This window comes from Mycobacteriales bacterium (assembly GCA_035550055.1).
In the GTDB taxonomy this organism is placed as follows: Bacteria; Actinomycetota; Actinomycetes; order JAFAQI01; family JAFAQI01; genus DASZTV01.
Genome location: DASZRO010000017.1, coordinates 1 through 13,372 on the forward strand (window position 1 = coordinate 1; position 13,372 = coordinate 13,372).

At 70.0% G+C, this 13,372-nt stretch carries 11 protein-coding genes; 8 read left to right on the forward strand and 3 right to left on the reverse strand.

Annotated elements, in window-relative coordinates; all coding sequences use genetic code 11:
• A partial coding sequence (locus tag VG899_02095) for a TetR/AcrR family transcriptional regulator (GenBank protein ID HWA65146.1) occupies positions 1-601 on the reverse strand: 601 nt, incomplete at its 3' end.
• A gap of 66 nt (positions 602-667) precedes the next feature.
• On the opposite strand from VG899_02095, the gene VG899_02100 reads away from it, so the two are divergent.
• The 8 genes from VG899_02100 to VG899_02135 are packed head-to-tail and all read left to right on the forward strand — an operon-like array spanning position 668 to position 10,957.
• The gene (locus VG899_02100) at positions 668-3,706 is read left to right on the forward strand and encodes a hypothetical protein (protein ID HWA65147.1); all 3,039 of its coding nucleotides are present in this window, start codon (positions 668-670) and stop codon (positions 3,704-3,706) included.
• On the forward strand, positions 3,703-5,151 hold the full coding sequence (locus VG899_02105; GenBank protein ID HWA65148.1) for an alpha/beta hydrolase family protein: 1,449 nt from the start codon (positions 3,703-3,705) through the stop codon (positions 5,149-5,151). The genes VG899_02100 and VG899_02105 overlap by 4 nt, the downstream gene beginning before the upstream one ends.
• Positions 5,152-5,189: 38 nt before the next feature.
• The gene (locus VG899_02110; protein ID HWA65149.1) at positions 5,190-6,176 is read left to right on the forward strand and encodes an ABC transporter ATP-binding protein; all 987 of its coding nucleotides are present in this window, start codon (positions 5,190-5,192) and stop codon (positions 6,174-6,176) included.
• Complete coding sequence (locus tag VG899_02115) at positions 6,173-7,048, forward strand: ABC transporter permease (GenBank protein ID HWA65150.1); 876 nt, start codon at positions 6,173-6,175, stop codon at positions 7,046-7,048. Before VG899_02110 ends, VG899_02115 begins: the two co-directional genes overlap by 4 nt.
• A 22-nt stretch (positions 7,049-7,070) precedes the next feature.
• Positions 7,071-7,802 carry a sterol desaturase family protein gene (locus tag VG899_02120; GenBank protein ID HWA65151.1) on the forward strand — a complete coding sequence of 244 codons (732 nt, stop codon included), beginning with the start codon at positions 7,071-7,073 and terminating at the stop codon, positions 7,800-7,802.
• 9 nt (positions 7,803-7,811) lie between these two features.
• Positions 7,812-9,254: a cytochrome P450 gene (locus tag VG899_02125; GenBank protein ID HWA65152.1), complete on the forward strand. Its 1,443-nt coding sequence runs from the start codon at positions 7,812-7,814 to the stop codon at positions 9,252-9,254.
• Between the two features lie 60 nt (positions 9,255-9,314).
• Entirely contained in the window at positions 9,315-10,361 is a 1,047-nt protein-coding gene (locus tag VG899_02130; protein HWA65153.1) for a glucose 1-dehydrogenase, read from the forward strand.
• Between the two features lie 8 nt (positions 10,362-10,369).
• A complete protein-coding gene (locus tag VG899_02135; protein HWA65154.1) occupies positions 10,370-10,957 on the forward strand; it encodes a DUF1684 domain-containing protein in 588 nt (195 codons plus the stop codon).
• A 4-nt stretch (positions 10,958-10,961) separates the two neighbouring features.
• Here the strand turns inward: VG899_02135 and VG899_02140 are convergent, their stop codons facing one another.
• Together VG899_02140 and VG899_02145 are read right to left on the reverse strand one after the other, a co-directional pair.
• Positions 10,962-12,215: a L,D-transpeptidase family protein gene (locus tag VG899_02140; protein HWA65155.1), complete on the reverse strand. Its 1,254-nt coding sequence runs from the start codon at positions 12,213-12,215 to the stop codon at positions 10,962-10,964.
• A gap of 70 nt (positions 12,216-12,285) precedes the next feature.
• Positions 12,286-13,371, reverse strand: coding sequence for an S-(hydroxymethyl)mycothiol dehydrogenase (locus VG899_02145; protein ID HWA65156.1), 1,086 nt, complete (start codon positions 13,369-13,371; stop codon positions 12,286-12,288).
• Position 13,372 lies beyond the last annotated feature (1 nt).

The following is a 13,372-nucleotide window of genomic DNA, read 5'->3' on the forward strand; positions in this document are numbered from 1 at the left end:
AGATGGCGTCGGCGTGGTGCGCGAGCTCGCCGCCTCGGCCGGCCAGCACCTCGGTCATCGCGAACCGGTTGATGCCTCCCGCGAACATCGCGAGCACGAGATCCGACGTCGGGTCGGTCCGACCTTCCTCGCGGCAGGCCAAGTCGTCGACCAGGCGAACCAGCGAGTGGAAGCGGTCGACGGTCGCAAGGTAACGGTCCCGCGCCGCCCGGCCCGCCGCGAGCACTTCGACGAGCGCGAACTGGCTGAACGCCGGCTCGGCCGCCAGCACCTCGAGATAGGTCCTGACCAGCGAGCGCAACGTCTCCCGCCAGCCGACATCGGAGGGCAGCTCCGCGAGGGCGGACGCGATGATCTCGCTGAGCGCCTCGACCCCTCGGTCGTAGGTCGCGAGGAAGCAGTCCTCGAGGTTGTCGAAGAACTCGTAGAACGTGCGCCGTGACACTCCGGCTCGGGAGATGACGTCGGCGACGCGCGTGTTCGCGTAGCCGGTGTCGACGCACGCATCTGCCATGGCGACCAGCAGCCGGTCGCGTTGCGAGGCGGCGGCCTGCGCCCGCCAGGTTGCGGTTTCGTGTCGCGGAAGCAGTGTCGGCGCCACGACCGAGACGCTATCGTACCGACGATAAACATCTATGTCTCTGAATGGCGCGCCCGACTCGTCGCCATGCCGGCCCTGCCGATGGTGCTTGCGCTGCTCACGGCCGCCTGGGTGGTCCCGGCCGCCGCAGCGCCGCCCCGCGCGCTCAGCGCATCCGGGCTGGCAAACTGCTTGCTGCCCGACGTCACCGCGTCCTCGACGTCGGTGGGGGAGCGTCGCCCGCTGACCTTCGGCGTCACCGACAACCACCCGACCGCCGCGACGCTGCCGTTGCTCGAGCGGCTGAAGGGGACGCTCGAGCACCTCGGGGTGCATGACTACACCGGACCCGGCCGCAGTGCGGCGTACTTGCGCCAGGTCTACCCGCAGCTTCACAGGCTGGCCCGACACGGGTACCCGGTGACCCTGGACATCGGGGTCGGCAGCAGTCCGCACGAGTCACCACAGGCGTTCGTCGGATTCGTCCGGCGGGTGGTGCGGACCGACGGACCATGGCTGCACGCGGTGGAGATCACCAACGAGCCGGATGTCCCGAGCCCGACGACCAGCGACGGCGCCGACCCGCAGATCGTGGCCTCACTGGTCGAAGGAGTGGTCGCCGCGAAGTCCCTGGCGAGGGCCCTTGGCCTTCGGTTGCGGGTCGGGTTCAACGTCGCGTACGCCTACGGCGCTGATGCGTCGTTCTGGGCGCGTCTCGCTCTGCAGGCGAGCGCTGCCTTCCGCCACGACGTCGACTGGGTGGGGCTGCACACCTATCCGAATCTGCTGAGTACGGACACGCCCGTCAACGGGACCGACCAGTCGATCGAACGGCTCGCGATGGCCACGACGCGGGCCTGCATGACGGCTGTGGGTCTCGGTGCGCGGGTGCCGATCGTGATCACCGAGGTGGGCTATCCCACCAGTCGAGGTCCGGCGGAGTACGACGCGCAGCGCGACTATTGGCGACGAGTGCTGACCACCGTCGGCAGGTACGGACCGCGCTATGGCGTGACCGGGTTGTTCGCGTTTCTGTTGCAGGACGCGCCCTCGACCGCCGCCGTCGGTGGGGGATACGGCCTGTTCGACCAGCACGGGCGGCCCAAGCCCGCGCAGCCGACCGTTACGAGACTGTTCGAGCGATACGGCAGCGCAAACGGCGGCCGAAGGCATCCGCCACCGTTCGTTCCGGTCAGCTACCGGCGCATCGACCTGCCGCACCGGGTCCAGCCGTGGGGCATGACCTGGACGCCTGACGGACGGCACATCCTGTTCGAGAACCAGCTCGACGGCTATCAGGCGTGGGTGGTGCGCGCCGACGGCAGCCGGCTTCGATGCATCACCTGCGGCATGTCCGACGCACCGAGGATCGGTGGCGACGTCGGGGCGATGATGTACGCCTTCCCCGGCGACCGGCGACTGTTCATCTCTGACGACACCGGGTCGACGCCGCCCGCCGACCCGCCGTTCGGCGCGAGTGCCTACGTCGTCGAGTGCCGCCCGAGCATCTTCCGCTGTCATCGCCACGACGAACTGCCGGTCGACATGTCAGCCGACGAGGTCGGCGTGCACCCAGTCCTGCTGCGTCGTACCTGGCATCTCGCTCCCGACGGCGTCCACCTCGGCTGGATGGACGTGCGAACCGACGGGACGATGCTCGTCGTCGGGCGTCTGGTGCGGGAGCGCTCGCAGTACGACGTCACGGACCTGCGCGTCGTCAACCCGGCGGCGCCGGCTGGCCTCACCGACGACGACGCCGCGCGACGGGCGGCGTCGGACGAGGTGTTCGAGCTCAAGTCGTTCGCCGACGGTGGGCGTGACGTCGTCGTGGTCGGCGAACCCGACGCGATCAATCCCGACCAGGAGCTCGTCGATCTGCGTACCGGCAAGGTCACCCGGCTGACCGCGAACGTCGACTGGGACGAGGACGGCGGGCTCTCGCCGGACGGCCGGTACGACCTGGATGCCTCCTACCGAGGCATGCACGGCACCGACGTGTTCGGGGCCCTGCCCGAGATCCACCCGTTCATCGACTTCCCGGTGACCGCCGGGCTCGCCGGCTACTACGTCGGGGGCCACGAAGGCTTCCAGTGCGACCTCACCCCGTGGTTGCTGCCGGCGGCGGGTGACGACGGCGGCCGGCTGATGGGACAGCCGCTCGGCCCGTATCGCGGCGGCCCGTCCTACGTCGCCAACGACTTCCTGGGCCAGCAGGTGTGGAGCCCGGACAGCACAGAGGTCCTCCTCCAGCAGCGGGTCTACGGACCAGCCCGTGGCACCACCCAGCAGGCGGACATGGGAACCTCGCCGTCCCAGATCCTCATCGCCCACCTGCGCATCCCGCCCAGGCGACCGATTCCGGTGGTGTCATCCGTGGTCGGTTCCTGGGCGAAGCCGCCGCTGACCTTCGACAGCGGGATGGACCAACCGGGTGGGTACGTCGTTCACGGCGCGGGTCGCGGGACCGCGACCGTGACCTCCGTCGCGACCGTGCTCAGCAGCGTCGCCAGCCTGACGTACCGGCACTACTCGGATGACGGCAAGAGCTTCGTGTCCGGGACAGAGACGGTGTCCAACCCGTTCTACGTGGGCGCGCCGGTCCACTGGACGATGCACGTCACGCTCAGCGGTGCGCAAACCGGGTCCGAAGACGTCGACCTCGACATCGACGGCACCAAGACGCACGGCAGCGCGACGACGGTGGTCGACGGTGCGACGCTGCACGGCCCGCCGCGGCTCGGCGCGTGCCCGCGGCGGATGCCGCATGCGACTCCACTTCGGGTGCGGGTGCGCCGGGTGGTGACGAGACAGGGCCGGAGGCTCGTCGTGGCCGTGACGGCGAGCATCCCCGGCGCCGGGCGCACCGAGCGGCTCGTCGACACCCGGCCGGTCGAGGGAGCGCTCGTCGAGGCCGCCGGCGTGCGCGCCCGCACCGGCCGTCGCGGGGTTGCCAGGTTGCCGCTCGCCGTACGCAATCCCGGTGTCGTGCGGGTCAGCGCCGGGGCGACCTTCAGCGCACGAACGATCCGGTTGCCGCGGTCGTGGACTGCCCGCGCAACCGGCACAGGTGGTCGCAGCGTCCGCAGCGAACGTCTTCCTACCGACGACAGGGAACCCACGGGATGAGAACCAGCCGGCACCGATTCACTTCGCGACCTGCCACGCGGTCAGGCGCCCGTCATCTCGGCGCCGTCGGCGTCTCGGTCCTCGCCCTCGTCGCGGCAACCGGAGCGTCGGCCGCCTCCGCCGCGGCGCGCGTGCCGTCCGGTGACCCGATCGGATCGATCCGGGTGAGCAGCGGTCACGGCATCGTGGTCCAGGCCGTCAAGGTGGTGGGGCCGCGGCAGCTGCAAGCGACGATCCGGCCGGCGGCGCTCGCACCGAAGACGATCGACGTCCAGATCCTGCTGCCGGTCGGCTACACGCCGGACGCCGACCCGCGCTACCCGGTGCTCTACCTGTTCCCCGGCACCAGCGGGCACAGCACGGACTGGATGACCGCCGGCAAGGCGCCCCAGACCATGAAGCCCTATCGGGTGATCACCGTCAGCTCCGACATCGGTTTCGACGGCGACGGTGGCGGCTGGTTCACCGACTGGGTCGACCAGCACACCGCCCTCGGGAAGTCGCAGTGGGAGACCTACGACATCCACGAGCTCATCCCGTGGATCGACGCCAACTTCGACACGATCCGCTCGCGATCCGGCCGTGCGGTCGCGGGACTGTCGCAAGGTGGCTACGGCTCGACGGAGCTTGCCGCGCGCCATCCCGACCTGTTCGTCCAGCAGGCGTCGTTCTCCGGAGCGCCCGAGATCGACCGCGACGTCGAGGCCCGGCTCGGTGCGGAGGCCATCATCGGCGCGACCATGGTCGGTCTCAACGGGGTCGAGGCCAACGCGCCGTTCGGCAACCACATCAGCGACGAGATCAACTGGGAAGGCCACGACCCGGCTCGCCTGATCTCGAACCTGCGCCCGGTCAAGCTCTGGTTCGCCACTGCGGACGGGCTGCCGGGCCAGTACGACGACCCGGTGACGAACCCGGTCGGCTACGTGGCGGGCGGCGGCATCGAGAGCATGACGCACATCTCCACCGACCTGTTCCTCCAGCACCTGCACGCTGCGCACATGACGGCCACGGTCTACGACTACGGCAGCGGCACCCACATCTGGCCGTACTGGGCGCGCGACCTCCAGAAGTTCGCGCCCGCGATGATGCGGACCTTCGCGGATCCGCCGGCGGCGCCGAAGCGGACCAGCTACCTGACGATCAACCCGCAGTGGCGTCAGTGGGGGTGGACGGTGCGCATCAGCCGCCCCGAGGCACTGGCGTTCGCCAGGATCAGCCGCGCCGACGACACCGGCTTCGACCTCAGCGGCGACGGGGTCGCGACGGTGGTCACGCCGCGCTACTTCGCCCCGAAGGCGTCGTTGGCGGTGACGACGGCAGGCGTCACGCGGACCGTCGTGAGCGACCGGCAGGGCCGGCTGCATCTGACGGTTCCGCTGGGCGCGAAACCTCGCACCGTCGCGGTGCGCATCAAGGCAATATTCGCTGGCGCGGCAGGGTGACGCGGGTAGCGTGACCGGGGCGATCGAACGGGGTTCCTTTGGCACGGGCACGCAAGGCGCCGGCGGCCGAGCCGGCGGTCACGGTACGCGGGTTGGAAAAGCGCTACGGCGACCTCGAGGCGGTCCGTGGGATCGACCTGGACGTCACGGCGGGAGAGCTGTTCGGCTTCCTCGGCCCCAACGGCGCCGGCAAGTCGACGACGATCAAGATGCTCTGCACCCTGGTCAAGCCGACCGCAGGCAGTGCGAGCATCGCCGGCCTCGACGTCGACAAGGAGCGCACCGCGGTACGCCGTCACATCGGGTTGGTCTTCCAGGAGACCACCCTCGACGACTACCTGACCGCTGAGCAGAACCTGCGCTTCCACGCCGCGATCTACGGCATGTCTCGTCGCACCGTGGGCGCCCGCATCGACGCCGTCCTCGAGCTGGTCGGCCTTGCCGAACGCAAGACGTCGGCGGTTCGCACGTTCTCCGGTGGCATGAAGCGCCGGCTGGAGATCGCGCGCGGTCTGCTCCACTCGCCTCGGGTGCTGTTCCTCGACGAGCCGACGATCGGTCTGGACCCTGAGTCCCGCCAGGTGCTGTGGCGCTACGTCGACGAGCTCCGCCGCCGCGAGGACATCACCGTGTTCCTCACCACGCACTACATGGATGAGGCCGAACGCTGCGACCGGATCGCCTTCATCAACAGTGGCGAGATCGTCGCGCTCGGTACGCCGGCGGAGCTCAAGGGCGGCGTCGGGGACGACCAGGTCAAGGTCGTCACCGCCGACAACGACGCGGCGATCCTGGCCATCAAGCGGAAGCTGAAGATCGACGCGGTGCCCGACGGCAACGCGCTGCTGATCGGCGTACCCGACGGTGAGGCCTTCGTTCCGAAGCTGTTCGGGATCGGGATCGCCGTCCATTCGGTCAGCGTGTCGCGGCCGACGCTGGATGACGTGTTCCTGGCGCACGCGGGTCGCCGGATCGGCGACGACGGACCGGCCGCACCGAGGCGCTGGATGGGGATGGGGCGATGACGGCACAGACGTTCTCGGGCGGCCTCGAGGTCGTCCCGGTGAGCTCCCCGATCGGTGGCTTCGCGCACGAGGTCCGCGCGGTCAGCATCGTGTGGCAGCGAGAGATGACACGGATGCTCGGCGACAAGGCGCGGATGATCTCCACGCTGCTTCAGCCCCTGCTGTTCCTGTTCGTGCTCGGCGCGGGCCTGTCGGCTGCGGTGAGCGGGTCGTCCGGCGGAGCGAACTTCAAGACGTTCCTGTTCCCCGGGGTGCTGGTCACCGGGATCTTGTTCACCGCGGTGTTCTCGGCGATCTCGATCGTTTGGGACCGCGAGTTCGGCTTCATGCGGGAGATGCTCGTCGCCCCGATCTCCTCGTCGAGCATCGTCGTCGGCAAGTGTCTCGGCGGCGCCACGATCGCCACGATCCAGAGCGTGCTGATCATCGCGCTGGCGGGCGCAGTGCACGTGCCCTACCGGGCGTTGCTGATGCTCGGCCTGCTCGGCGTCGTGTTCATCACGTCGTTCACGATGACCGCGGTCGGGTTGGTGCTCGCAGCACGGGTGAAGAGCGTGCAGACGCTCATGCCGCTGGTGAACATGATGCTGATGCCGCTGATGTTCATGTCCGGCTCGCTCTACCCGCTCGGTCCGCAGTCCCCACGCTGGCTCGACCTGGTGTCGCGCTTCAACCCGCTGACCTATGCGGTCGCCTCGGCCCGGTCGTTGGTGATCCACAGCCTGGCGGCTGACAACCCCACGAGGCACCTGTTCTTCCCGCCGACCTGGGACGGGTGGGCGGTCCCGGCTTGGCTCGACGTGCTGGTGGTGTTCGGCGTCGGCGTCACGCTGCTCACGGCCGCCTGCCTGATGTTCGCCCGCACCGAGTAACGGCGCGTGTCAGAATCCAGGCGTGGCGATCGCTGAGATCCGCACCGCCGGCAACCCGCCGGCGACCCCCGTGGGGCAGTCCGCGGACTACTCCGCGGCCGGCCTGACGCTCGGTGGCGCCGCCCGGATCTTCTGGCGGACGTTCAACGCCCGAGTGCTCGCGCTCGCCTTCCTGGCCTCGCTGGTCTGCCGCGTCGTACTCGGCGGCTGGCGGTGGTGGGATCTCGCCATTGCGGGGATCGTCCTCGGGGTCCAGCCGTTCACCGAATGGCTGATCCACGTGTTCGTCCTGCACGCCAAGCCGCGTCACGTCGGCTCGGTCACCTTCGACGGACTGCTCGCCCGCAAGCACCGCGCTCATCACGCCAGCCCGAAGGTGATCGCCCTGGTGCTCGTGCCCCGGCGGGCGCTCGTCACGTCGGTCGTCGTCGCCGTACCGCTCTACTGGCTGATCGTCGGGATGAACTGGCGGCTGGCGCTGAGCTGGCTGGTCGTCGCGTACGGGATGTTCCTGACCTATGAGTGGGTGCACTTCCTGATCCACTCCAGCTACAAGCCGAAGCGGGCCTACTACCGCTACGTCTACAAGGCGCACCGGCTGCACCACTTCCGCAACGAGAACTACTGGTACGGCGTGACGGTGCACCTCGCCGACCACGTGCTGCACACCTTCCCGGACAAAGACGACGTGCCGGTCTCGCAGACCGCGTTCACCCTCGGGGTGGACGTGGCCGGCATCGAACCCGCCGCATAGGAGCGCCCCGTGACCGAAGCCACCGTCAGCACCACCTGGAAGCATCCGGACAAGATCCGGCCGGCGGCGCTGCCGGGCGCCGGGCGGCTCGGCGCGGCCCTCGACCGGCTGCAACGCCCGCGCCCGCTCGCCGTACCGCCGGCCGGCTCGGGACTCCAGCCGGTGCCCGGCAACAAGGGATTCCCGCTGGTCGGCTCGACGTTCAGCTTCATGTTCAGCGGCCCGGACTTCTCCCGCCGGATGTACGACCGCTACGGACCGGTGACGTGGATCAAGTCGCTGGGGCTGGATCTGCTGATGGCGCTCGGGCCGGACGCGACGCAGTCGGTGCTCGTCAACGCCGACAAGGCGTACTCGCAGTCGGGCTGGGAGTGGTTCATCGGCCCGTTCTTCCGGCGCGGGCTGATGCTGCTGGACTTCGACGAGCACCTGCTGCACCGCCGGATCATGCAGGAGGCCTTCACCCGGCCGCGGCTCACCGGCTATCTGGAGCGCACCGACGAGCTCGTGGCCAAGGACGTCGCCGGCTGGCCGGCGGCGGGCAAGATGTTCGCGTACCCGACGCTGAAGCGGCTCTCGCTCGACATCGCCACCCACATCTTCATGGGTGACTCCACCGGCGAGGACGACGCGAAGCTGCAGACCGCCTTCATCGACACGGTGCGTGCCGGCACGTCGATGATCCGGGCGGACGTCCCCGGCCTGCGGTGGCACCGCGGCCTGGTCGGCCGACGGGTGCTCGAGGAGTACTTCCGGGCGAAGCTGCCCGCCAAGCGGGCGACGGAGACCGAGGACCTGTTCTCGGCGCTGTGTCACGTGGAGACCGACACCGGTCAGACGTTCACCGACGACGACGTCGTGAACCACATGATCTTCCTGATGATGGCGGCGCACGACACCTCGACGATCACCACCTCCGCCGTCCTCGCCGCCCTGGCGGCGCATCCGGAATGGCAGGAGAAGGCGCGCGAGCAGTCGTTCGCCCTCGACGAGCTCTCCATCGACGCGCTGGACGAGCTCACGGTGCTCGATCTGGTCATCAAGGAGGCGTTGCGGCTGACCGCGCCGGTGCCGTCGATGGTCCGCAAGACGATCAAGGACACCGAGCTGCTCGGCCACTACGTGCCGGCGAACACGTTCGTGTCGGTCTCGCCGTGGTTCAGCCACTACATGCCGGAGGTGTGGTCCAACCCGCAGGCCTTCGACCCGGAGCGCTTCTCCGAGGAGCGGCACGAGGACAAGGTGCACCGCTACGCGTGGGTGCCGTTCGGCGGCGGGGCGCACAAGTGCATCGGCATGTACTTCGGCACCCAGGAGGTCAAGATCCTGGTGCACCACCTGCTGCGCCGCTACCGGTGGACCACGCCTGCCGGCTACGTCGTGCCGTGGGACCTGCTGTCGCTGCCCATGCCGGCGGACGGCCTGCCGTTGGAGCTTCATCCGCTGACCTAGTGGTAGGCCCGTTGATCTTTGGGCATAGCGTCAGCACCGGGGACCGACGAGGGAGTCCGAGTGAAGGCGTGCACGGTAAAGCCAGGCGATGTCTCGACGGCGGGCGTCGAGGAGATCCCGGAACCGCCGGAGTCCGACGGCGAGGTGCTCGTCGAAGGCCTGTACGTCGGGATCTGCGGCACGGACGTCGAGGTGTCCGTCGACGGCTACGGCGAGGCCCCGCCCGGACACGAGCGGCTGGTGCTCTTCCACGAGTCGCTCGGTCGCGTGCTGGAGGCACCCGACGGGTCGGGGCTGGCCAAGGGTGACCTCGTCGCGGGCGTGGTACGCCGCCCGGATCCGGTGCCGTGCGAGCCGTGTTCGAAAGACCAGTGGGACTTCTGCCGCAACGGGAAGTTCACCGAGCGGGGAATCAAGCAGCACGACGGCTACGGCTCGCAGCGCTGGCGCGTCGCGCCGAAGTTCGCGATCAAGCTCGACGCCTCGCTGGACCGCCTCGGGGTCCTGCTCGAGCCGACGTCGGTCGTCGCGAAGGCGTGGGACCAGGTCGGCAAGATCGCGGCGCGTTCCAGCTGGACACCCGCGACCGCGCTCGTCACCGGGGCCGGACCGATCGGCCTGCTCGCCGCGATGATCGGCCGGCAGAAGGGTCTGGACGTCACCGTCCTCGACCGGGTCACCGAGGGTCCGAAGCCGGGCATGGTCGCAGAGCTCGGCGCGTCGTACGTCACCTCGCTCGACGACCTGGCCAGCCCGCCGGACATCGTGATCGAGGCGACCGGGATCGGGCAGGTCGTGTTCGACGTGGTGGGTCGTGCCGCGCCGGATGCGATCGTGTGCCTCACCGGCATCTCCTCCGGCACCCGCGAGATGTCGCTGGCGGCCGACGCGGTCAACAAGGCGATCGTGCTGTCCAACGAGGTCGTGTTCGGCTCGGTCAACGCCGGGCTCGCGAACTACCAGCAGGCGGCGCAGGCGCTGGCGGCGGCCGACAACGACTGGCTGGCGAAGATCATCACGCGCACGGTCCCGATGGCGGAGTGGGCCCAGGCCCTCGAGCGAAAGCCTGACGACATCAAGGTCGTCGTGGACCTGCAAGCGGCCTGACCGTCGCGGTGTCGCTCGCCCTGCTCGACTGGCGGCGTCGGGTCGCCGCGCTCTATCGCGACGTCCGCGCCACTGCCGACCCGGTGGCCGCCCATCGCCTCTGGAGCGAAGGGCGGCAGTGGCTGTTCTCCGCTCATCCCGAGTCGGCGGACCGCGCCGCCGTTCTGAGGGTCGCCGACTACGACCCGGTCTGGTGCTTCGAGGTCGAGATCGCACCCGCCCCGGTGCAGCGGATCGAGATCGCGACCTCGACCGACGGCGTCGTGCCGTTCACCCGCATCGGGCGGGCGGAGCTCGCCGGCCTCGGCGCCCTCGACGTGTGGTGGCTCGACTCCTACGGCGGCGGCGTCTGGCTGCCCATGCGCGACGCCTCGGCGGACACCTACGGTGGCGGGCGCTACGTCCTCGACACCGTCAAAGGCGCCGACCTCGGCGGGACCTATGACCCGGTCACCGGCGCCGGCCGGCTGGTGATCGACCTCAACTTCGCTTACAACCCGTCCTGCGCCTACGACGAGCGGTGGGCCTGCCCGCTCGCTCCCGAGGGCAACCGGCTCCCAACCGCGATCGAGGCCGGCGAGCTGCTGCCGGCGTAGCCCGCTAGTGCCGCGGGTCGTGCGACGTCGGCGGCGTGATGCCCTGGGCGGCGGTCGGAGTGGCGGTGGGCAGCGCGGGAGCAGTGGCCGAGGCGGTGGGGCGCGGGTGGTGCGACGGCGCGCTGCTGGGCTTGCCCGACGGCTTGGGCGATGCGGTCTGCGGCGGCGAAGGAGTGGCGACCGAGGTCGGCACGTAGGGGCCGGTGACCGTCACCAGCGTGCCGTAGTCGATCAGCCCGTAGACGGTCTTCGCCGTGTCGATCGGCAGCTCCAGGCAGCCGACGGACTGCGGGAAGCCGTACGACGCCCGCGGGAAGCCGTGCACCGCCGAGCCGCCGGAGAAGTAGTTGACCCACGGCACGCCCGGGTCCTTGTACTTGGAGCCGTCGGGGTTCGTGCCCTGCATCGTCGTGGCGGTGTAGCGCAGGTAGACCGGGTAGGTGCCGAGTGGCGTCGGGGCGCCGGCGACGCCGCCGTTGACCGGCGAGGTCAGGACCGTCTTGCCGTCGACCCAGACGCTGAGGGTCTGCGGCTCGTAGAGGTTCGCCGAGACGTAGCTGTACTTGTCCGGGTCGACGGTGTGCGCGAGGTCGGCCGCCTCGAGCTTGCGCCACGTCGCCGGCCCGATCGCGCCGTCCTGGGTCAGGTGTGACTGGTGCTGGAAGGCGATGACCGCACCGCGCAGCACGACGTTGTCCCGGCCGGTCTTCCAGTCCTTCTTGATCGTCGCCGGGGTGTCGTGGAAGCGCCACGTCAACCGTCCCGGCGGCGGGTCGTAGACGGCGGCTGCCTCGGCGGCCGCGTCGGCCGGGGCAGCCGCAGCCGACGTCAGTGGCAGATAGCCCAGCCGGGCGAGGATCTGGTCGGCGAAGCGCAGCGAACCGTTGACCGACGTCGGTCGCGCGATGGTCGCGGCCGGGTGCCCGCTGCGGCGTACCAGCTGGACCTTGAACTTCGTGCTCGGCGGGTACGCCTGCGACGGGACGAACGTCGCGGTGCTTCCGCTGCGGGTCCACGTGCCGGGTACGGCGGGGGTGAGGGTCGGCAGTGCCGAGTCGCTCGGCAGCGCGCTGCGGAAGGTCACGACGAGCGGGGTGGTGCCGGTCAGCGTTGCGGGCAGCACCGACACGACATGCAGTGGTGCGGCGGGGGTGCCGGCCGAGCCGGGGGAGTCGGGGCTCGAGCCGCCGCTGCAGGCGGCGAGCAGGCCGGCGATGAGGGCGAGCGCGGTGAGCCGAAGGGCCCGACTCCCGTGCATTGCCGCCTCTCGCTCCGTGACCGGTCCCCGCAGATCCACTGTATGCGAGGCGGCCGGTTGATCTGCGCGGTTACATCACCACTACAGACCGAAGCACACCTCCATCGCTCATCTTGGTGAACGCGGCCTCGACGTCGGCGATCCCGATCCGTTCGGAGACGAACCGGTCGAGCGGGAGCCGCCCGGCCAGGTAGGCGTCGACGAGCAACGGGAAGTCGCGGCTGGGCAGGCAGTCGCCGTACCACGACGACTTGAGGGCGCCGCCGCGGCCGAAGACGTCGATCAGCGGAAGCTCGATGGTCATGTCCGGGGTGGGCACCCCGACCAGCACGACGCGGCCGGCCAGATCCCTGGCGTAGAAAGCGGCGCGGTAGGTCTCGGGCCGGCCCACCGCCTCGATCACGACGTCGGTCCCGAGCCCGCCGGTCAGTTCCCGGACCGCGGCGACGATGTCGGTGTCTCGCGAGTTGACCGTGTGCGTCGCGCCGAACGTCTTCGCCCATTCCAGCTTGCGGTCGTCGACGTCGATCGCGATGACCAGCCGCGCCCCGGCGATGCTCGCGCCGAGGATCGCCGCGTCGCCCACGCCGCCGCAGCCGATCACCGCGACGGTCTCGCCGCGGCGCACCGCGGCGGTGTTCAGCGCCGCTCCCAGCCCGGCCATCACCCCGCAACCGAGCAGGCCGGCGACCGCGGGGTCGGCGGCGGAGTCCACCTTGGTGCACTGACCTGCGGCGACCAGGGTCTTCTCAGCGAACGCGCCGATGCCGAGGGCGGGCGAGAGCGGTGTGCCGTCCTCCAGCGTCATCCGCTGCGTCGCGTTGTGGGTGGCGAAGCAGTACCAGGGCTCACCGCGCGAACAGGCGCGGCACTGCCCGCACACCGCCCGCCAGTTGAGGATGACGAAGTCACCGGGAGCGACATCGGTGACCCCGGGCCCGACCGCCGCGACGGTCCCCGCCGCCTCGTGGCCGAGCAGGAACGGGAACTCGTCGTTGATGCCGCCTTCGCGGTAGTGCAGATCGGTGTGACAGACGCCGCACGCCTGCACGTCGACGAGCGCCTCGCCGGGACCCGGATCCGGCACGACGACCGTGGCGAGCTCGACGGGGGCGCCCTTGCCGCGGGCGATCACTCCCTGGACCGTGCTTGCCATC